This window comes from Enterobacter cloacae complex sp. S2 (assembly GCF_015159675.1).
Classification (GTDB): Bacteria; Pseudomonadota; Gammaproteobacteria; order Enterobacterales; family Enterobacteriaceae; genus Enterobacter; species Enterobacter intestinihominis.
Genome location: NZ_JADDTS010000054.1, coordinates 24,413 through 38,905, shown reverse-complemented (window position 1 = coordinate 38,905; position 14,493 = coordinate 24,413). Strand labels below are relative to the sequence as shown.

General features: G+C 52.2%; 19 protein-coding genes and 1 other annotated feature. Of the genes, 16 read left to right on the top strand and 3 right to left on the bottom strand.

Annotated elements, in window-relative coordinates:
- Positions 1 to 51: 51 nt before the first annotated feature.
- Positions 52 to 984: a 6-phosphofructokinase II gene (pfkB, locus tag IPZ49_RS20880; RefSeq protein ID WP_022647831.1), complete on the bottom strand. Its 933-nt coding sequence runs from the start codon at positions 982 to 984 to the stop codon at positions 52 to 54.
- Positions 985 to 1,001: 17 nt separating this feature from the next.
- Here pfkB and IPZ49_RS20875 point away from each other — a divergent pair, with 17 nt between their 5' ends.
- The 3 genes from IPZ49_RS20875 (at position 1,002) to IPZ49_RS20865 (ending at position 2,536) form a co-directional block, all read left to right on the top strand.
- Positions 1,002 to 1,274: a hypothetical protein gene (locus tag IPZ49_RS20875; protein ID WP_022647832.1), complete on the top strand. Its 273-nt coding sequence runs from the start codon at positions 1,002 to 1,004 to the stop codon at positions 1,272 to 1,274.
- A gap of 5 nt (positions 1,275 to 1,279) precedes the next feature.
- Positions 1,280 to 2,038: a YdiY family protein gene (locus IPZ49_RS20870; RefSeq protein WP_063146069.1), complete on the top strand. Its 759-nt coding sequence runs from the start codon at positions 1,280 to 1,282 to the stop codon at positions 2,036 to 2,038.
- A gap of 264 nt (positions 2,039 to 2,302) precedes the next feature.
- A complete protein-coding gene (locus tag IPZ49_RS20865; RefSeq protein WP_032622263.1) occupies positions 2,303 to 2,536 on the top strand; it encodes a hypothetical protein in 234 nt (77 codons plus the stop codon).
- A 149-nt stretch (positions 2,537 to 2,685) separates the two neighbouring features.
- Here IPZ49_RS20865 and yniD read toward each other — a convergent pair whose 3' ends face one another.
- Positions 2,686 to 2,793, bottom strand: a complete 108-nt coding sequence (gene yniD, locus IPZ49_RS20860; RefSeq protein ID WP_003857815.1) for a small membrane protein YniD — start codon at positions 2,791 to 2,793, stop codon at positions 2,686 to 2,688.
- 98 nt (positions 2,794 to 2,891) lie between these two features.
- A complete protein-coding gene (gene yncL, locus IPZ49_RS20855; protein WP_071785204.1) occupies positions 2,892 to 2,984 on the bottom strand; it encodes a stress response membrane protein YncL in 93 nt (30 codons plus the stop codon).
- Between the two features lie 323 nt (positions 2,985 to 3,307).
- Between yncL and thrS the strand changes: the two genes are divergently transcribed.
- The 13 genes from thrS (at position 3,308) to IPZ49_RS20790 (ending at position 14,446) form a co-directional block, all read left to right on the top strand.
- On the top strand, positions 3,308 to 5,236 hold the full coding sequence (thrS, locus tag IPZ49_RS20850; protein ID WP_006809077.1) for a threonine--tRNA ligase: 1,929 nt from the start codon (positions 3,308 to 3,310) through the stop codon (positions 5,234 to 5,236).
- 3 nt (positions 5,237 to 5,239) lie between these two features.
- Positions 5,240 to 5,782, top strand: coding sequence for a translation initiation factor IF-3 (infC, locus tag IPZ49_RS20845; RefSeq protein ID WP_059443439.1), 543 nt, complete (start codon positions 5,240 to 5,242; stop codon positions 5,780 to 5,782).
- 97 nt (positions 5,783 to 5,879) lie between these two features.
- A complete protein-coding gene (gene rpmI, locus IPZ49_RS20840; protein ID WP_001124225.1) occupies positions 5,880 to 6,077 on the top strand; it encodes a 50S ribosomal protein L35 in 198 nt (65 codons plus the stop codon).
- A 50-nt stretch (positions 6,078 to 6,127) separates the two neighbouring features.
- Entirely contained in the window at positions 6,128 to 6,484 is a 357-nt protein-coding gene (rplT, locus tag IPZ49_RS20835) for a 50S ribosomal protein L20 (protein ID WP_000124850.1), read from the top strand.
- A gap of 117 nt (positions 6,485 to 6,601) precedes the next feature.
- Positions 6,602 to 6,726 (top strand) — a sequence feature (Phe leader region).
- Positions 6,607 to 6,651, top strand: a complete 45-nt coding sequence (pheM, locus tag IPZ49_RS20830; protein ID WP_001386830.1) for a pheST operon leader peptide PheM — start codon at positions 6,607 to 6,609, stop codon at positions 6,649 to 6,651. It overlaps the preceding feature by 45 nt.
- A gap of 62 nt (positions 6,727 to 6,788) precedes the next feature.
- Positions 6,789 to 7,772, top strand: coding sequence for a phenylalanine--tRNA ligase subunit alpha (pheS, locus tag IPZ49_RS20825; RefSeq protein ID WP_022647837.1), 984 nt, complete (start codon positions 6,789 to 6,791; stop codon positions 7,770 to 7,772).
- Between the two features lie 15 nt (positions 7,773 to 7,787).
- A complete protein-coding gene (gene pheT, locus IPZ49_RS20820; RefSeq protein WP_063146068.1) occupies positions 7,788 to 10,175 on the top strand; it encodes a phenylalanine--tRNA ligase subunit beta in 2,388 nt (795 codons plus the stop codon).
- A gap of 4 nt (positions 10,176 to 10,179) precedes the next feature.
- Entirely contained in the window at positions 10,180 to 10,479 is a 300-nt protein-coding gene (ihfA, locus tag IPZ49_RS20815) for an integration host factor subunit alpha (protein WP_003857805.1), read from the top strand.
- A gap of 103 nt (positions 10,480 to 10,582) precedes the next feature.
- Positions 10,583 to 11,563: a vitamin B12 ABC transporter permease BtuC gene (gene btuC, locus IPZ49_RS20810; protein WP_023305965.1), complete on the top strand. Its 981-nt coding sequence runs from the start codon at positions 10,583 to 10,585 to the stop codon at positions 11,561 to 11,563.
- 33 nt (positions 11,564 to 11,596) lie between these two features.
- Positions 11,597 to 12,148, top strand: a complete 552-nt coding sequence (locus IPZ49_RS20805) for a glutathione peroxidase (protein WP_022650905.1) — start codon at positions 11,597 to 11,599, stop codon at positions 12,146 to 12,148.
- The gene (gene btuD / locus IPZ49_RS20800) at positions 12,148 to 12,903 is read left to right on the top strand and encodes a vitamin B12 ABC transporter ATP-binding protein BtuD (RefSeq protein ID WP_063146067.1); all 756 of its coding nucleotides are present in this window, start codon (positions 12,148 to 12,150) and stop codon (positions 12,901 to 12,903) included. The genes IPZ49_RS20805 and btuD overlap by 1 nt, the downstream gene beginning before the upstream one ends.
- A gap of 72 nt (positions 12,904 to 12,975) precedes the next feature.
- Complete coding sequence (locus IPZ49_RS20795) at positions 12,976 to 13,440, top strand: NlpC/P60 family protein (RefSeq protein ID WP_015570730.1); 465 nt, start codon at positions 12,976 to 12,978, stop codon at positions 13,438 to 13,440.
- Positions 13,441 to 13,732: 292 nt separating this feature from the next.
- Complete coding sequence (locus tag IPZ49_RS20790) at positions 13,733 to 14,446, top strand: EAL domain-containing protein (protein WP_063146066.1); 714 nt, start codon at positions 13,733 to 13,735, stop codon at positions 14,444 to 14,446.
- The last annotated feature ends 47 nt before the right edge of the window (positions 14,447 to 14,493 follow it).

Here is a 14,493-nt window from a genome sequence, read left to right as displayed (position 1 = left end):
TCGATAAGCCATATTTGGCGACTTCCCCCTCCACGGGAAGGGGAAGCACGTTCAGCTTCTCGCCAGGTAATCGACAATTTTCTGGGTATCCGCAAGCGAACACAGACGGGTTCCCTGATTGATGGTGGCAGCGCTCCCTGCCGCGACGCCATAGCGTGCCATCTCCAGAAGCGAAGCGCCCTGCGCCAGCTTCAGCACCATCGCGCCAACCATACTGTCACCGGCACCCACGGTACTCTGACTTTTCATCGGTGGTGGAACAACCTGCACGCAGCCCGTCTTGTCGACGGCCAGCGCACCCTGAGGACCGAGAGAGACTACAACGCGATGCGCTTTGCCCGTGCGTACCAGCTCTTCTGCGGCAGTACGCACGTCATCAGGCTGGTTGAGCTCGCGATTGACAAGCGCACTGAGCTCTTTCTGGTTAGGTTTGACAAGTTCAAGTTGTCCGGGCTCTAACGCCGCCTTCAGGGCATCGCCTGAGCTATCGACAATGCAGCGGATGCCGCGCTGGAGCACCGCCTGAACCAGTGCCGTCAGCTTTTCTGTTTTGACGCCCGGCGGCAGGCTACCGCTGATCACCAGCAATGAGCCGCTTTCAATGGTCAGCACTTTCTCTTCCAGTTGACGAAACTCATCATCGCTCAACTTCGCCCCTGGCATCACAAAACGATATTGCTCGCCGCTGGATTCAACATGGACATGCAGGTTTTGCCGGGTCCAGTCTCTGGCGTCAACGGTATCTACGGCAACCTGTTCATCTGCCAGCAACGCAACCAGATGCTCACCCGTGGCGCCGCCAGCGGGGAAGATGGCGGTTGCTTTTCCGCCGAGATGGGTAATTGCGCGCGCCACGTTAATGCCGCCGCCGCCCGGCTCAAACACCGGCGCGCTACAGCGCAGCTTACCTTCTGGATAGATTTGCGGCGTCATGGTCGCAGAGTCGAGGGAAGGGGAGAGCGTCAGCGTGTAAATCGAAGCCATCATGACCTCCTTTTATCATGGGTTATTTTAAGCCTGGCACCGTTTGGCAGGAAGGCAACGTAAATAACAGTATGATTTTAAAAATGAATGCTGACAAAAAACCTTGGCCGGGTATATACATTAAATCGCGTTTTGGGATCGTTCTTATTCAAAAAATGAAAGAAGAAATTATTGCTATGTTATTTGCGGCTTTTTATAATTTGTTACCTTTCTATGGTCGCCTTGTCATTGATCCGCAAGAAAGTTTCCGAGACCGTGACGGTCTCTTTTTATGTTGTACGGACTCCTAAAATAAATGAAGCTTTTGAAGACAGTACCCGCAGCACTGATGCTGGCGGGTGGCGTATTTGCGTCACTGAATGCAACCGCCGATGATACCGTTTTTACTGTCATGGACGATCCCTCCACTGCCAAAAAACCCTTTGAAGGTAACGTGAATGCCGGGTATCTGGCGCAATCCGGTAACACGAAAAGCTCCTCCATGACCGCAGACAGCACCCTGACCTGGTACGGCAACACCACGGCCTGGTCGCTGTGGGGCAATGCCAGCAACACGTCTGCTAACGATGAACGCTCCTCTGAGAAATACGCGGTAGGTGGGCGTAGCCGATACAACATGACAGATTATGACTACCTGTTTGGGCAGGCGAGTTGGCTTACTGACCGCTACAACGGCTATCGCCAGCGCGATGTCATGACTGCGGGTTATGGTCGTCAGTTCCTGAATGGACCAGTGCACAGCCTCCGTTTTGAATTCGGTCCGGGTATCCGTTACGACGAGTACACCAACGGCGAAGATGAAACCCAGCCGCTGGGTTATGCATCGGGCACCTACGCATGGCAAATGACTGACAACGCGAAATTCACCCAGGGTGTGTCGGTGTTTGGTGCTGAAGATACAACGCTGAACTCTGAAAGTGCGTTGAACGTGGCTATCAATGAACACTTTGGACTCAAGGTGGCGTACAACGTAACCTGGAACTCTTCACCGCCTGATTCCGCGCCGGAACATACCGATCGCCGAACCACGATTTCTTTAGGTTATAAAATGTAATTTCTTCGGGCCGGGACTATTCTCGGCCTGTTTTTTATTTTTTGAAACTGTGCTTATTTATATTAAACGGCGTTTTGAAATAATAGGCATGCTTTCGTCTTCATAATTTCTCCATAATTAGGCGACCAGGCCTTATTCAGTTTATTTGACACGATTTGATAAATAATTTGACTAGGCAAAAGTGTGATCCAGATCTACACTTACGGTACAGGCAAAAAACTCGCCTCAGGCATTTCTGCATTAATTAAGTATGAGAACAGAATTATGAAAAAAATCAAAACCGCTACAGCAGCGATGGTGCTTTCCGCACTTTCATTTGGCGTATTTGCTGCTGATAATATGACGCAACCTGCCAGTGACGTTAACAGCCCAGTCGGGATCGCTAAAGCCTCTGATGTTGAAGCAGGCTCCAACATTGCCCCTGGCTCCCAGTCTACCGGCCAGTCAATGAATGATGCATTTGATGTACACAAGCTGGTGGCGGGTGAGTGGTCCTGATATTTCAACTGCCACATGTGATGGAATATATACGCTGTCACAGCCTGGCGAAAACCGGATTATGACGTACCGGTTTTGGGCCATAAATTTTCGTAAAGATAGTTAAGATTTATTCAGTAAATTCACGGCACGTTTTCGCTGACATAATATTAGCCCCAGATCATCGCGGCCCAGCGCAGCAGCAACATCGCGCCGCAAATAGCGATTAACACCACGACCATTTTCCAGTGCTTAACGGCAAATCTTTTTGTTGGCATAACCCAATCCTTGTCAGTTGATACCCTTAGTCTACCAAAGTCTGCGCCAGAAAGCGCTTTACCCGGGACAACAGGTTATGTCAGAACAGCGGTTCGGCTTAAAACCAGTGGAATCTGTCGGCCAGTATCAATACCAGACCAGCAGCGGAAAGTAGATTCAATATCACAACGGTTCTGCTCGATACATTCATGTGATACCCCTTCGATGTTTAAGGACCAGATCAAGAATAGCTCAGCACTTTCGGATTGCGAGCCCCCGTCAACAAAAGTTCATGAACGCAGACATAAGGATGAGCGGTTCAAATCGGTCGCGGGAAGGTGCATTCGCCCTGTTAATAGTGTTACCATTACGCTGCTTGCCGTAAATCCGCATTTATCTGAATCGGCAGGTGCATGATGACGAACCAATTTGACGATTGTTGGTCAGATGGTTTCGTAATCTACTGTTTAATCACGATTATTTTCTTTGTATATGCTCTTATGTGTGGGGCATCACTGCAAATAAGGATATAAAATGCCTGTAATTACTCTTCCTGATGGCAGCCAACGCCATTTCGACCACGCTGTAAGCCCAATGGATGTTGCCCTGGATATCGGTCCTGGACTCGCAAAAGCAACCATTGCAGGCCGCGTAAACGGTGAGCTGGTAGACGCGTCCGATCTGATTGAAAGCGATGCAACGCTTGCGATCATCACCGCGAAAGACGAAGAAGGTCTGGAGATCATTCGTCACTCCTGTGCGCACCTGTTAGGTCATGCTATTAAGCAGCTGTGGCCCAACACCAAAATGGCGATCGGCCCGGTTATCGACAACGGCTTCTACTACGACGTTGACCTTGACCACACCCTGACACAGGAAGATATCGACGCGCTCGAAAAACGTATGCATGAGCTCGCCGAAACGAACTATGACGTCATCAAGAAGAAAGTCAGCTGGCATGAAGCGCGTGAAACCTTCGTGAAGCGCGGCGAGAGCTATAAAGTCTCGATTCTTGATGAAAACATCGCTCATGATGACAAGCCTGGCTTGTACCATCACGAAGAATATGTCGACATGTGCCGTGGACCGCACGTGCCGAATATGCGCTTCTGTCATCACTTCAAACTGATGAAAATCGCAGGCGCCTACTGGCGTGGCGACAGCAACAATAAAATGTTGCAGCGTATCTATGGTACCGCATGGGCCGATAAGAAAGCCCTGAACGCGTACCTGCAACGCCTGGAAGAGGCGGCTAAGCGTGACCACCGTAAAATCGGTAAGCAGCTTGACCTGTATCATATGCAGGAAGAAGCGCCGGGGATGGTGTTCTGGCATAACGACGGCTGGACAATCTTCCGTGAACTGGAAACGTTCGTGCGCTCCAAGCTGAAAGAGTACCAGTATCAGGAAGTGAAAGGCCCGTTCATGATGGACCGTGTGCTGTGGGAAAAAACCGGCCACTGGGACAACTACAAAGATGCTATGTTCACCACTTCGTCTGAGAACCGTGAATACTGCATCAAGCCAATGAACTGTCCGGGCCACGTTCAGATCTTCAACCAGGGTCTGAAATCCTACCGCGATCTGCCGCTGCGTATGGCGGAGTTCGGTAGCTGCCACCGTAACGAGCCATCAGGTGCGCTGCACGGTCTGATGCGTGTTCGTGGCTTTACTCAGGATGATGCGCATATCTTCTGTACTGAAGATCAGGTACGTGATGAAGTTAACGCCTGTATTCGTATGGTCTACGATATGTACAGCACCTTTGGCTTCGAGAAGATCGTGGTCAAACTCTCAACGCGTCCGGAAAAACGTATCGGTAGCGATGAGACATGGGATCGCGCAGAGGCGGATCTCGCCGTGGCGCTGGAAGAGAACGGTATTCCGTTCGAATACCAGCTGGGCGAGGGCGCATTCTACGGTCCAAAAATTGAATTTACCCTGTATGACTGCCTCGATCGCGCATGGCAGTGCGGAACGGTACAGCTGGACTTCTCCCTGCCGCAGCGTTTAAGCGCCTCTTATGTTGGCGAAGACAACGAGCGTCAGGTGCCGGTTATGATTCACCGTGCGATTCTCGGTTCACTGGAGCGCTTCATCGGCATCCTGACTGAAGAGTTCGCGGGCTTCTTCCCAACCTGGCTTGCGCCAGTGCAGGTAGTTGTGATGAACATTACCGATTCTCAGGCGGATTACGTTAAAGAATTGACGCAGAAACTACAAAATGCGGGCATTCGCGTAAAAGCAGACTTGAGAAATGAGAAGATTGGCTTTAAAATCCGCGAGCACACTTTACGTCGTGTCCCGTATATGTTGGTCTGTGGTGATAAAGAGGTGGAAGCAGGCAAAGTTGCCGTTCGCACCCGCCGTGGTAAAGATCTGGGGAGCCTGGACGTAAGTGAAGTGATTGAGAAGCTGCAACAAGAGATTCGCAGCCGCAGTCTTCAACAACTGGAGGAATAAGGTATTAAAGGCGGAAAACGAGTTCAAACGGCACGTCCGAATCGTATCAATGGCGAGATTCGCGCCCAGGAAGTTCGCTTAACAGATCTTGAAGGTGAACCACTGGGGATTGTGAGTCTGAGAGAAGCGATCGAAAAAGCTGAAGAAGCTGGAGTAGATTTAGTTGAAATCAGCCCTAACGCCGAACCGCCAGTTTGTCGTATTATGGACTACGGCAAGTTCCTTTATGAAAAGAGTAAATCTTCTAAGGAACAGAAGAAGAAGCAAAAAGTTATCCAGGTTAAGGAAATCAAATTCCGTCCTGGTACCGACGATGGCGATTATCAGGTAAAACTCCGCAGCCTGATTCGCTTTCTGGAAGATGGCGATAAGGCCAAGATCACGCTGCGTTTCCGCGGTCGTGAGATGGCCCACCAACAGATTGGTATGGAAGTGCTTAACCGCGTCCGTGAAGATCTGAGTGAACTGGCAGTAGTCGAATCCTTCCCAACGAAGATCGAAGGCCGCCAGATGATCATGGTGCTCGCTCCTAAGAAGAAACAGTAAGGCCTTCAAGCAGCAAAATCTGTGGAGCCTTCGGGCCCCATAGGTTTTGTTCGCCTATGTTTCGTTTATTTAACAATGCGAAGTGGAAGTTATTAAAATGCCAAAAATTAAGACCGTACGCGGTGCTGCTAAGCGCTTCAAAAAAACCGGTAAAGGTGGTTTTAAGCACAAGCACGCTAACCTGCGTCACATTCTGACTAAGAAAGCTACCAAGCGTAAACGTCACCTGCGTCCAAAAGCCATGGTTTCTAAAGGCGATCTGGGCCTGGTCATCGCGTGCCTGCCGTACGCATAAGTCGTTAACGTTTAACTTTTTTAACTTAGAATAGATACAGGAGAGCACACATGGCTCGCGTAAAACGTGGTGTAATTGCACGTGCACGTCACAAGAAAATTTTGAAACAAGCTAAAGGCTACTACGGTGCGCGTTCACGCGTATACCGCGTTGCCTTCCAGGCTGTTATCAAAGCAGGTCAGTACGCTTACCGTGACCGTCGTCAGCGTAAGCGTCAGTTCCGTCAACTGTGGATTGCGCGTATCAACGCAGCAGCACGTCAGAACGGTATTTCTTACAGCAAATTCATCAACGGCCTGAAAAAAGCCTCTGTTGAAATCGACCGTAAGATCCTGGCTGACATCGCAGTATTCGACAAAGTAGCGTTCACCGCTCTGGTCGAAAAAGCGAAAGCAGCACTGGCATAAGCCAGTTGAAAGAGGGGGCTTTGCTCCCTCTTTTCATATCGCCTTATCAGAAGATTGACATTTACCCGTCCAGGCTTTTCAATAAGGTCTTAACGGTTTTTACCCTACAAGGTAACGCAAGCATGAATGCTGCTATTTTCCGCTTCTTCTTTTACTTTAGCACCTGACTTCAGGAGGCTAGCGCGTGAAAGATGAAACGAAAAACAGCGCCAGATAAGCCTCCCGATGGAGGCTTTTTTTGTGCCTGAATTTGAGAGATTACGTCCAACAATTCGGTGTCTGCACCGACATAATGAGGAAAACCATGTCACATCTCGCAGAGCTGGTTGCCAGTGCAACGGCCGCCATTAACCAGGCCTCAGATGTTGCCGCGTTAGACAATGTCCGCGTCGAATATCTGGGCAAGAAAGGGCATCTGACCCTTCAGATGACTACCCTGCGTGAACTGCCAGCAGAGGAGCGCCCGGCAGCAGGTGCGGTGATTAACGAAGCCAAAGAGCAGGTACAACAGGCGCTGAACGCACGTAAAGCCGAGCTGGAAAGTGCAGTACTGAATGCGCGTCTGGCGGCAGAAACGATTGACGTTTCTCTGCCGGGTCGCCGTATCGAAAACGGCGGTCTGCATCCGGTTACCCGTACTATCGATCGTATTGAAAGTTTCTTCGGTGAGCTCGGCTTTACCGTGGCGACTGGCCCGGAAATTGAAGATGACTACCACAACTTCGATGCCCTTAACATTCCTGGCCATCATCCGGCACGCGCTGACCACGACACTTTCTGGTTTGACGCCACCCGTCTGCTGCGTACTCAGACTTCTGGCGTTCAGATCCGTACCATGAAGGAGCAGGCTCCACCGATCCGCATCATCGCGCCGGGTCGCGTATACCGTAACGACTACGATCAGACCCACACCCCAATGTTCCACCAGATGGAAGGTCTGATTGTTGATAAAAACATCAGCTTCACCAACCTGAAAGGCACACTGCACGATTTCCTGAACAACTTCTTTGAGGAAGATTTGCAGGTTCGTTTCCGTCCGTCCTACTTCCCGTTCACTGAACCTTCTGCGGAAGTTGACGTGATGGGTAAAAACGGTAAATGGCTGGAAGTGCTGGGCTGCGGCATGGTGCATCCAAACGTACTGCGCAACGTAGGTATCGATCCGGAAGTATACTCCGGCTTTGCGTTCGGTATGGGCATGGAGCGTCTTACCATGCTGCGCTACGGCGTAACCGACTTACGTGCGTTCTTCGAAAACGATCTGCGTTTCCTCAAACAGTTTAAATAAGGGCAGGAAAGAACAATGAAATTCAGTGAACTGTGGTTACGCGAATGGGTTAACACCACGCTGGACAGCGACGCGCTTTCTAACCAGATCACCATGGCGGGTCTGGAAGTTGATGGCGTGGATCCTGTTTCTGGCGCCTTTACCGGCGTCGTGGTAGGTGAAGTGGTTGAGTGTGGTCAGCACCCTAACGCCGACAAACTGCGCGTAACAAAAGTCAATGTGGGCGGTGACCGTCTGCTGGATATCGTCTGCGGTGCGCCAAACTGCCGACAGGGCCTGAGGGTAGCCGTGGCGACCGTCGGCGCGGTACTGCCGGGCGATTTCAAAATCAAAGCGGCTAAGCTGCGCGGTGAGCCGTCTGAAGGCATGCTGTGCTCCTTCTCCGAGCTGGGCATTTCCGACGATCACTCCGGGATTATCGAGCTGCCGCAGGATGCACCAGTGGGTACCGATATCCGCGAATACCTGAAGCTTGATGACAACACCATCGAAATCAGCGTGACGCCAAACCGTGCCGACTGCTTAGGTATCATCGGTGTAGCCCGCGACGTGGCCGTGCTGAACCAGACCGAACTGAACGAGCCGGAGATCGCTCCGGTTGAGGCAACCATCAGTGATGTGCTGCCGATTCAGGTTGACGCGCCTGAGGCCTGCCCGCGCTACCTCGGTCGTGTGGTGAAAGGTATTAACGTTAAAGCGCCAACCCCGCTGTGGATGAAAGAGAAACTGCGTCGCTGTGGTATCCGTTCTATCGACGCTGTGGTTGACGTGACCAACTATGTTCTGCTGGAGCAGGGCCAGCCAATGCACGCCTTCGATAAAGATCGTATCGAAGGGGGTATTATTGTGCGCATGGCGAAAGAGGGCGAAACCCTGGTTCTGCTGGACGGCAGCGAAGCGAAACTGAACGCCGACACTCTGGTAATTGCCGATCACAACAAAGCGCTGGCGATGGGCGGGATCTTCGGCGGCGAGCACTCTGGCGTCAACGACGAAACGCAAAACGTCCTGCTGGAATGCGCGTTCTTCAGCCCGCTCTCCATCACCGGCCGCGCACGCCGTCACGGTCTGCACACTGACGCTTCTCACCGCTATGAGCGTGGGGTGGATCCTGCGCTGCAATACAAAGCGATGGAGCGTGCGACTCGCCTGCTGATCGACATCTGCGGCGGCGAAGCGGGTCCGGTTATCGATGTGACCAACCAAGCGGCGCTGCCGAAGCGTGCGACCATTACTCTGCGCCGCAGCAAGCTGGATCGTTTGATTGGTCACCACGTTGCCGATGCGCAGGTGACCGACATTCTGACGCGTCTGGGCTGCGAAGTGACTGAAGGTCAGGATGAGTGGAAAGCCGTTGCGCCATCCTGGCGTTTCGACATGGAGATCGAAGAAGATCTGGTGGAAGAAGTGGCCCGCGTGTACGGCTACAACAATATTCCTGACGAGCCGGTGCAGGCGGGTCTGGTGATGGGCAGCCATCGCGAAGCCGATCTGTCACTGAAGCGTGTGAAAACCATGCTGAACGACAAAGGCTACCAGGAAGTGATCACCTACAGCTTCGTTGATCCTAAGCTGCAACAGCTGATCCACCCGGGTCAGGAAGCGCTGATCCTGCCAAGCCCGATCTCCAGCGAGATGTCAGCGATGCGTCTGTCCCTGTGGACGGGACTGCTGGGTACTATCGTTTATAACCAGAACCGTCAGCAGAACCGCGTGCGTATTTTCGAAAGCGGTTTGCGCTTTGTACCGGATACTCAGGCCAATTTAGGCATCCGTCAGGATCTCATGCTGGCCGGCGCCATCAGCGGTAACCGCTATGAAGAGCACTGGGACCTGGCAAAAGGGACGGTTGATTTCTACGATATGAAGGGCGATCTGGAAGCGATTCTCGATCTGACCGGTAAATTATCCGAAATTGAATTCCGCGCAGAAGCGATTCCAGCCCTGCATCCGGGCCAGAGTGCGGCGATCTATTTAGACGGCAAACGTGTTGGTTTTATTGGGGTTGTTCACCCGGAGCTGGAACGTAAGCTGGATCTGAATGGCCGTACCATCGTATTCGAGCTGGAGTGGAACCCGGTTGCAGACCGCGTCATTCCTCAGGCAAAGGACGTCTCACGCTTCCCGGCAAACCGCCGTGATATCGCGGTTGTGGTCGCTGAAAATGTGCCCGCAGCAGATATTTTGGCCGAATGTAAGAAAGTTGGCGTAAATCAGGTAGTTGGCGTAAACTTATTTGACGTGTACCGCGGCAAGGGCGTAGCAGAAGGTTTCAAGAGCCTCGCTATTAGCCTTATCCTTCAGGATACCAGCCGTACACTCGAAGAAGAGGAGATTGCCGCTACCGTCGCCAAATGTGTAGAGGCATTAAAAGAGCGATTCCAGGCATCATTGAGGGATTGAACCTATGGCGCTTACAAAAGCTGAAATGTCAGAATATCTGTTTGATAAGCTAGGGCTTAGCAAACGGGATGCCAAAGAGCTGGTAGAGCTGTTTTTCGAAGAGATCCGTCGTGCTCTGGAAAATGGTGAGCAGGTTAAACTCTCCGGCTTTGGCAATTTTGATTTGCGAGACAAAAACCAACGTCCGGGCCGTAACCCGAAGACGGGGGAAGATATTCCCATTACAGCCCGCCGCGTGGTGACCTTCAGACCCGGACAGAAGTTAAAAAGCCGTGTCGAAAACGCAACGCCCAAAGCAGAGTAATATGAACTAACTAAAAAGGCCGCTCACGCGGCCTTTTTTCTTTGCGCTATTTGCTAAACCCGCCGTAAAATCAATGATATCTCAACCGGATAACCTATCGTCTATGCTTGATCTTGCCCGTCTTCAGCACCGCTCCGATCTCCGCCGCCTGTGTCTGCTCGGGGTGCTGATGATTGTCGCCACCACCGTCAGCCTGTGTGCGGGCGATCGGTGGCTGGGACCGGAAAGCTGGTTTACGCCTGAGGGACAGCTCTTTGTCTGGCAGATCCGCCTGCCACGGACGCTGGCTGTGCTTTTAGTCGGCGCTGCGCTGGCGCTGTGCGGCACGATCATGCAGGCATTATTTGAAAACCCTCTGGCGGAACCCGGACTTCTCGGGGTGTCGAATGGCGCAGGCGTCGGGCTTATCGCCGCCGTGATGCTGGGGGGAGGCGAGCTCTCCGCCTGGGGGATTAGCCTCAGCGCCATCCTTGGCGCGCTGTTGATAACCCTTATCCTTCTGCGCTTTGCTCGTCGCCATTTATCCACCAGCCGGCTGCTGCTTGCCGGGGTAGCGTTGGGGATCATCTGTAGCGCGCTGATGACATGGGCCGTCTACTTCTCCACCTCTTTCGATCTGCGCCAGTTAATGTACTGGATGATGGGGGGATTTGGTGGCGTTGACTGGCGTCAGGGGTGGCTGATGGTGCTCCTGATCCCGGTCATCCTGTGGACGGCGTTCCAGGCGCAGCCGCTAAATATTCTCGCGCTGGGCGAAACGTCTGCTCGCCAGCTTGGGATGCCGATTGGCTTCTGGCGCAACGTGCTGGTTATCGCTATCGGCTGGATGGTGGGCGTAAGCGTGGCGCTGGCGGGGGCGATTGGCTTTATTGGGCTGGTGATCCCGCATATGCTGCGCCTGTGCGGTATTACGGACCACCGAACCCTGCTTCCGGCCTCGGCGGTTGCCGGGGCGGCAACGCTGCTGATTGCCGATATCATCGCCCGGCTTGCGCTGACGGCCGCTGAGTTGCCGATAGGCGTGGTGACCGCAACGCTGGGCGCACCGGTCTTTATCTGGCTACTATTAAAAGCTGGACGTTAAAACACAACCTGTAAGTCAACCTGAGGGAATGCTATGCAGTCTGATATTCTGAATACCGAAGTGACTACCATTGACGGCGAGAAAACCACGCTGGAAGGCTACAAGGGCAAGGTACTGCTCATCGTGAACGTGGCATCGAAATGTGGCCTTACGCCGCAGTATGAACAGCTGGAAAACATTCATAAAGCCTGGGAAAAAGACGGCTTTACCGTACTCGGCTTCCCGTGCAACCAGTTCCTGGGCCAGGAGCCGGGCAGCGAAGAGGAGATTAAGACCTTTTGCAGCACAACCTATGGTGTGACGTTCCCGATGTTCAGCAAAATTGATGTGAACGGGGAGAATCGACATCCGCTGTATGCCAAACTGGTGGCCGCGGCGCCGACCGCCGTTGCGCCTGAAGAGAGTGGTTTCTATGAGCGTATGGCGAGCAAAGGTCGCGCGCCGCTCTATCCGGACGATATTCTGTGGAACTTCGAAAAATTCCTGATTGGCCGTGACGGTCAGGTCGTGCAGCGTTTCTCGCCTGACATGACGCCTGAAGATCCTATCGTGATGGAATCAATCAAACTGGCGCTGGCGAAATAATGACGCTGCTGATGCAGCTCACAGGCGTTGCCGGGAAGGGACGTCTTGAGCCTGTTACCGCCGCAGTCAACGCAGGTGAAATCCTTCACCTGGTTGGGCCTAACGGCGCCGGAAAAAGCACGCTGCTGGCGCGCATGGCGGGGCTGACTTGCGGGGAAGGGGAGATTACCTTTCTCGGGCAATCGCTCGTCAACTGGCTACCCTCTACACTTGCCTCCCGTCGAAGCTATCTGGTTCAGCAGCAGATTCCGCCCTTTGCAATGCCCGTCTGGCACTACCTGACGCTGCACCTGCCTGATAAAAATCAGGTAGCATTGCTCCATGACGTTACTACGGCGCTCGGGTTAGACGATAAGCTCACCCGACAGGCCAGCCAGCTTTCCGGTGGCGAATGGCAGCGCGTGCGTCTGGCCGCCGTCATCCTTCAGGTTCATCCGGTGGGAAATCCTCACGGGCGGTTGCTGCTGCTGGACGAGCCGATGAGCGGACTGGACGTTGCCCAGCAGGCAGCGCTGGATACTCTGCTCAGCGCGCTGTGTCGCAAGGGCATCGCCATTGTGATGAGCAGCCATGATTTAAACCATACGTTGCGCCACGCGCATCGGGTGTGGTTGCTGGCGCGTGGCAAACTGATTGCCAGCGGAACGCGCGACAGCGTGCTGACGGCCCCCAATCTTGCGAATGCTTACCACATGTCGTTCCGGAGGCTGGATATTGAAGGCCACAAGATGCTCATTTCCACGGCGCAGGAATAACCTTTCTTGCACAGCCGCATAGATGCACGCTAAATTACCGAAAGAACAAAAAAAGCAGAGGATTCGTCTGAAATGCGATTCTGGTTTCTCCTTGTTGCGGCGCTATTTCTTGCAGGATGCAGCAGCCATCGTGCACCTCCGCCTAACCCACGGCTTTCCGATTCCATTACGGTCATTGCCAGCCTGAACGATCAGCTCAGCAACTGGCGCGGCACCCCTTATCGCTACGGCGGGATGAGCCGGGGCGGGGTGGATTGCTCGGGATTTGTGCTGATGACTTTCCGCGATAAATTTGACCTACAGCTTCCGCGTGAAACGCGTATGCAGGCGAAAATCGGCACTGAAATTGATAAAGACGAGCTCCTGCCCGGCGATCTGGTCTTTTTTAAAACAGGTTCCGGTGAAAGCGGCCTTCATGTCGGCATTTATGACACCGATAATCAGTTCATTCATGCCTCGACCAGCCGCGGCGTGATGCGCTCCTCTCTCGATAATGTTTACTGGCGTAAAAATTTCTGGCAGGCCAGGCGTATTTAACCGCTGCATAAAGATGCAGTGCGGAGGGCCTGGCGGTGAAAATAGACGTCAGGCTTTTCTTGCGGGTGGATTAAAGTAAAATTTTTGCCCACTTATTTTTGTCAGCATGTGCCTGTTTTATCTAAAACTGGCTATTATTCAATAACCAGGATAAGATTATTTTAGATTCAGGGAAAAATCTGAAAATTAATACGGAAAGAATGAAATTAATCTTATTAAAATCAAGACAGTGGAATTGTGCCTGCAATTGCTCCAGGATGTTCTCTCTCATCTTTAATGCAGGACAAGGGCGATGATTATTACGCTAGATAATGCTTACCAGTCTGAACTTTTACTCCTTCCGGCGCGTGATAGTGCAGGTTTGCTTAAAGGTTTAGAGATTTTGGTTAACTTTACTGGCGTGGGTACGGACGTACGAATCCCGACTGAACTGGTTATCCCTCATCTTTCTCAGGAAGATGAATTAGTGCTGTTTCAGGAAAAACTGCAATTACTCGATACCTGTAAGCTATTTTTTATTCAGCATCAGTTAATTGCATGGATCAATATTATACCTGCAATTGTTGAGTTTTTATTAACTAATGAGAACGCTGTTTCAATCCTTGATCGTTATCCGTTTCTTGAGTTTACTGTTAATGAGAACTATCCAGGTTTAAATAACGGGAAAGACGATCTGACGCTTGCAAGAATGGCGATCCATTTCCCCTTAGTGCTGGCTAACTTTGGTGCAGGGGCTGCATCCCTTAAACCGGTTTATGATGGTCTGTTCAAACGGGTGATTCTGGATAAAAACTTTATTCATCAGCGCGTCTCGGCGCTCTCTTTCGAGCCATTTATGCGCGCCATTCTCTGGCAGATCGCGCCGCATTGTCAGTCGGTCATGGTCTCGGGAATTGACGATCACGGCATCTTACAACGCGTGCTGCCCTTCAATTTTGGCGCAATGCAGGGAACCCTGTGGCCTGCCGTCCCGGCAGAACGCGTAACGACCCTCGTTCAGCAATAACCCCTTTCTTCTCCCGTGTTTACGTCAAGGGAAACCCTCTACACTTA

What these genes read in the sequence shown, in the direction of transcription:
- pfkB (WP_022647831.1), bottom strand. Translation starts at nt 984, where the DNA reads ATGGCTTCGATTTACACGCTGACGCTCTCCCCTTCCCTCGACTCTGCG.
- IPZ49_RS20875 (WP_022647832.1), top strand. Translation starts at nt 1,002, where the DNA reads ATGGGTTATTTTAAGCCTGGCACCGTTTGGCAGGAAGGCAACGTAAAT.
- IPZ49_RS20870 (WP_063146069.1), top strand. Translation starts at nt 1,280, where the DNA reads ATGAAGCTTTTGAAGACAGTACCCGCAGCACTGATGCTGGCGGGTGGC.
- IPZ49_RS20865 (WP_032622263.1), top strand. Translation starts at nt 2,303, where the DNA reads ATGAAAAAAATCAAAACCGCTACAGCAGCGATGGTGCTTTCCGCACTT.
- yniD (WP_003857815.1), bottom strand. Translation starts at nt 2,793, where the DNA reads ATGCCAACAAAAAGATTTGCCGTTAAGCACTGGAAAATGGTCGTGGTG.
- yncL (WP_071785204.1), bottom strand. Translation starts at nt 2,984, where the DNA reads ATGAATGTATCGAGCAGAACCGTTGTGATATTGAATCTACTTTCCGCT.
- thrS (WP_006809077.1), top strand. Translation starts at nt 3,308, where the DNA reads ATGCCTGTAATTACTCTTCCTGATGGCAGCCAACGCCATTTCGACCAC.
- rpmI (WP_001124225.1), top strand. Translation starts at nt 5,880, where the DNA reads ATGCCAAAAATTAAGACCGTACGCGGTGCTGCTAAGCGCTTCAAAAAA.
- rplT (WP_000124850.1), top strand. Translation starts at nt 6,128, where the DNA reads ATGGCTCGCGTAAAACGTGGTGTAATTGCACGTGCACGTCACAAGAAA.
- pheS (WP_022647837.1), top strand. Translation starts at nt 6,789, where the DNA reads ATGTCACATCTCGCAGAGCTGGTTGCCAGTGCAACGGCCGCCATTAAC.
- pheT (WP_063146068.1), top strand. Translation starts at nt 7,788, where the DNA reads ATGAAATTCAGTGAACTGTGGTTACGCGAATGGGTTAACACCACGCTG.
- ihfA (WP_003857805.1), top strand. Translation starts at nt 10,180, where the DNA reads ATGGCGCTTACAAAAGCTGAAATGTCAGAATATCTGTTTGATAAGCTA.
- btuC (WP_023305965.1), top strand. Translation starts at nt 10,583, where the DNA reads ATGCTTGATCTTGCCCGTCTTCAGCACCGCTCCGATCTCCGCCGCCTG.
- IPZ49_RS20805 (WP_022650905.1), top strand. Translation starts at nt 11,597, where the DNA reads ATGCAGTCTGATATTCTGAATACCGAAGTGACTACCATTGACGGCGAG.
- btuD (WP_063146067.1), top strand. Translation starts at nt 12,148, where the DNA reads ATGACGCTGCTGATGCAGCTCACAGGCGTTGCCGGGAAGGGACGTCTT.
- IPZ49_RS20795 (WP_015570730.1), top strand. Translation starts at nt 12,976, where the DNA reads ATGCGATTCTGGTTTCTCCTTGTTGCGGCGCTATTTCTTGCAGGATGC.
- IPZ49_RS20790 (WP_063146066.1), top strand. Translation starts at nt 13,733, where the DNA reads ATGATTATTACGCTAGATAATGCTTACCAGTCTGAACTTTTACTCCTT.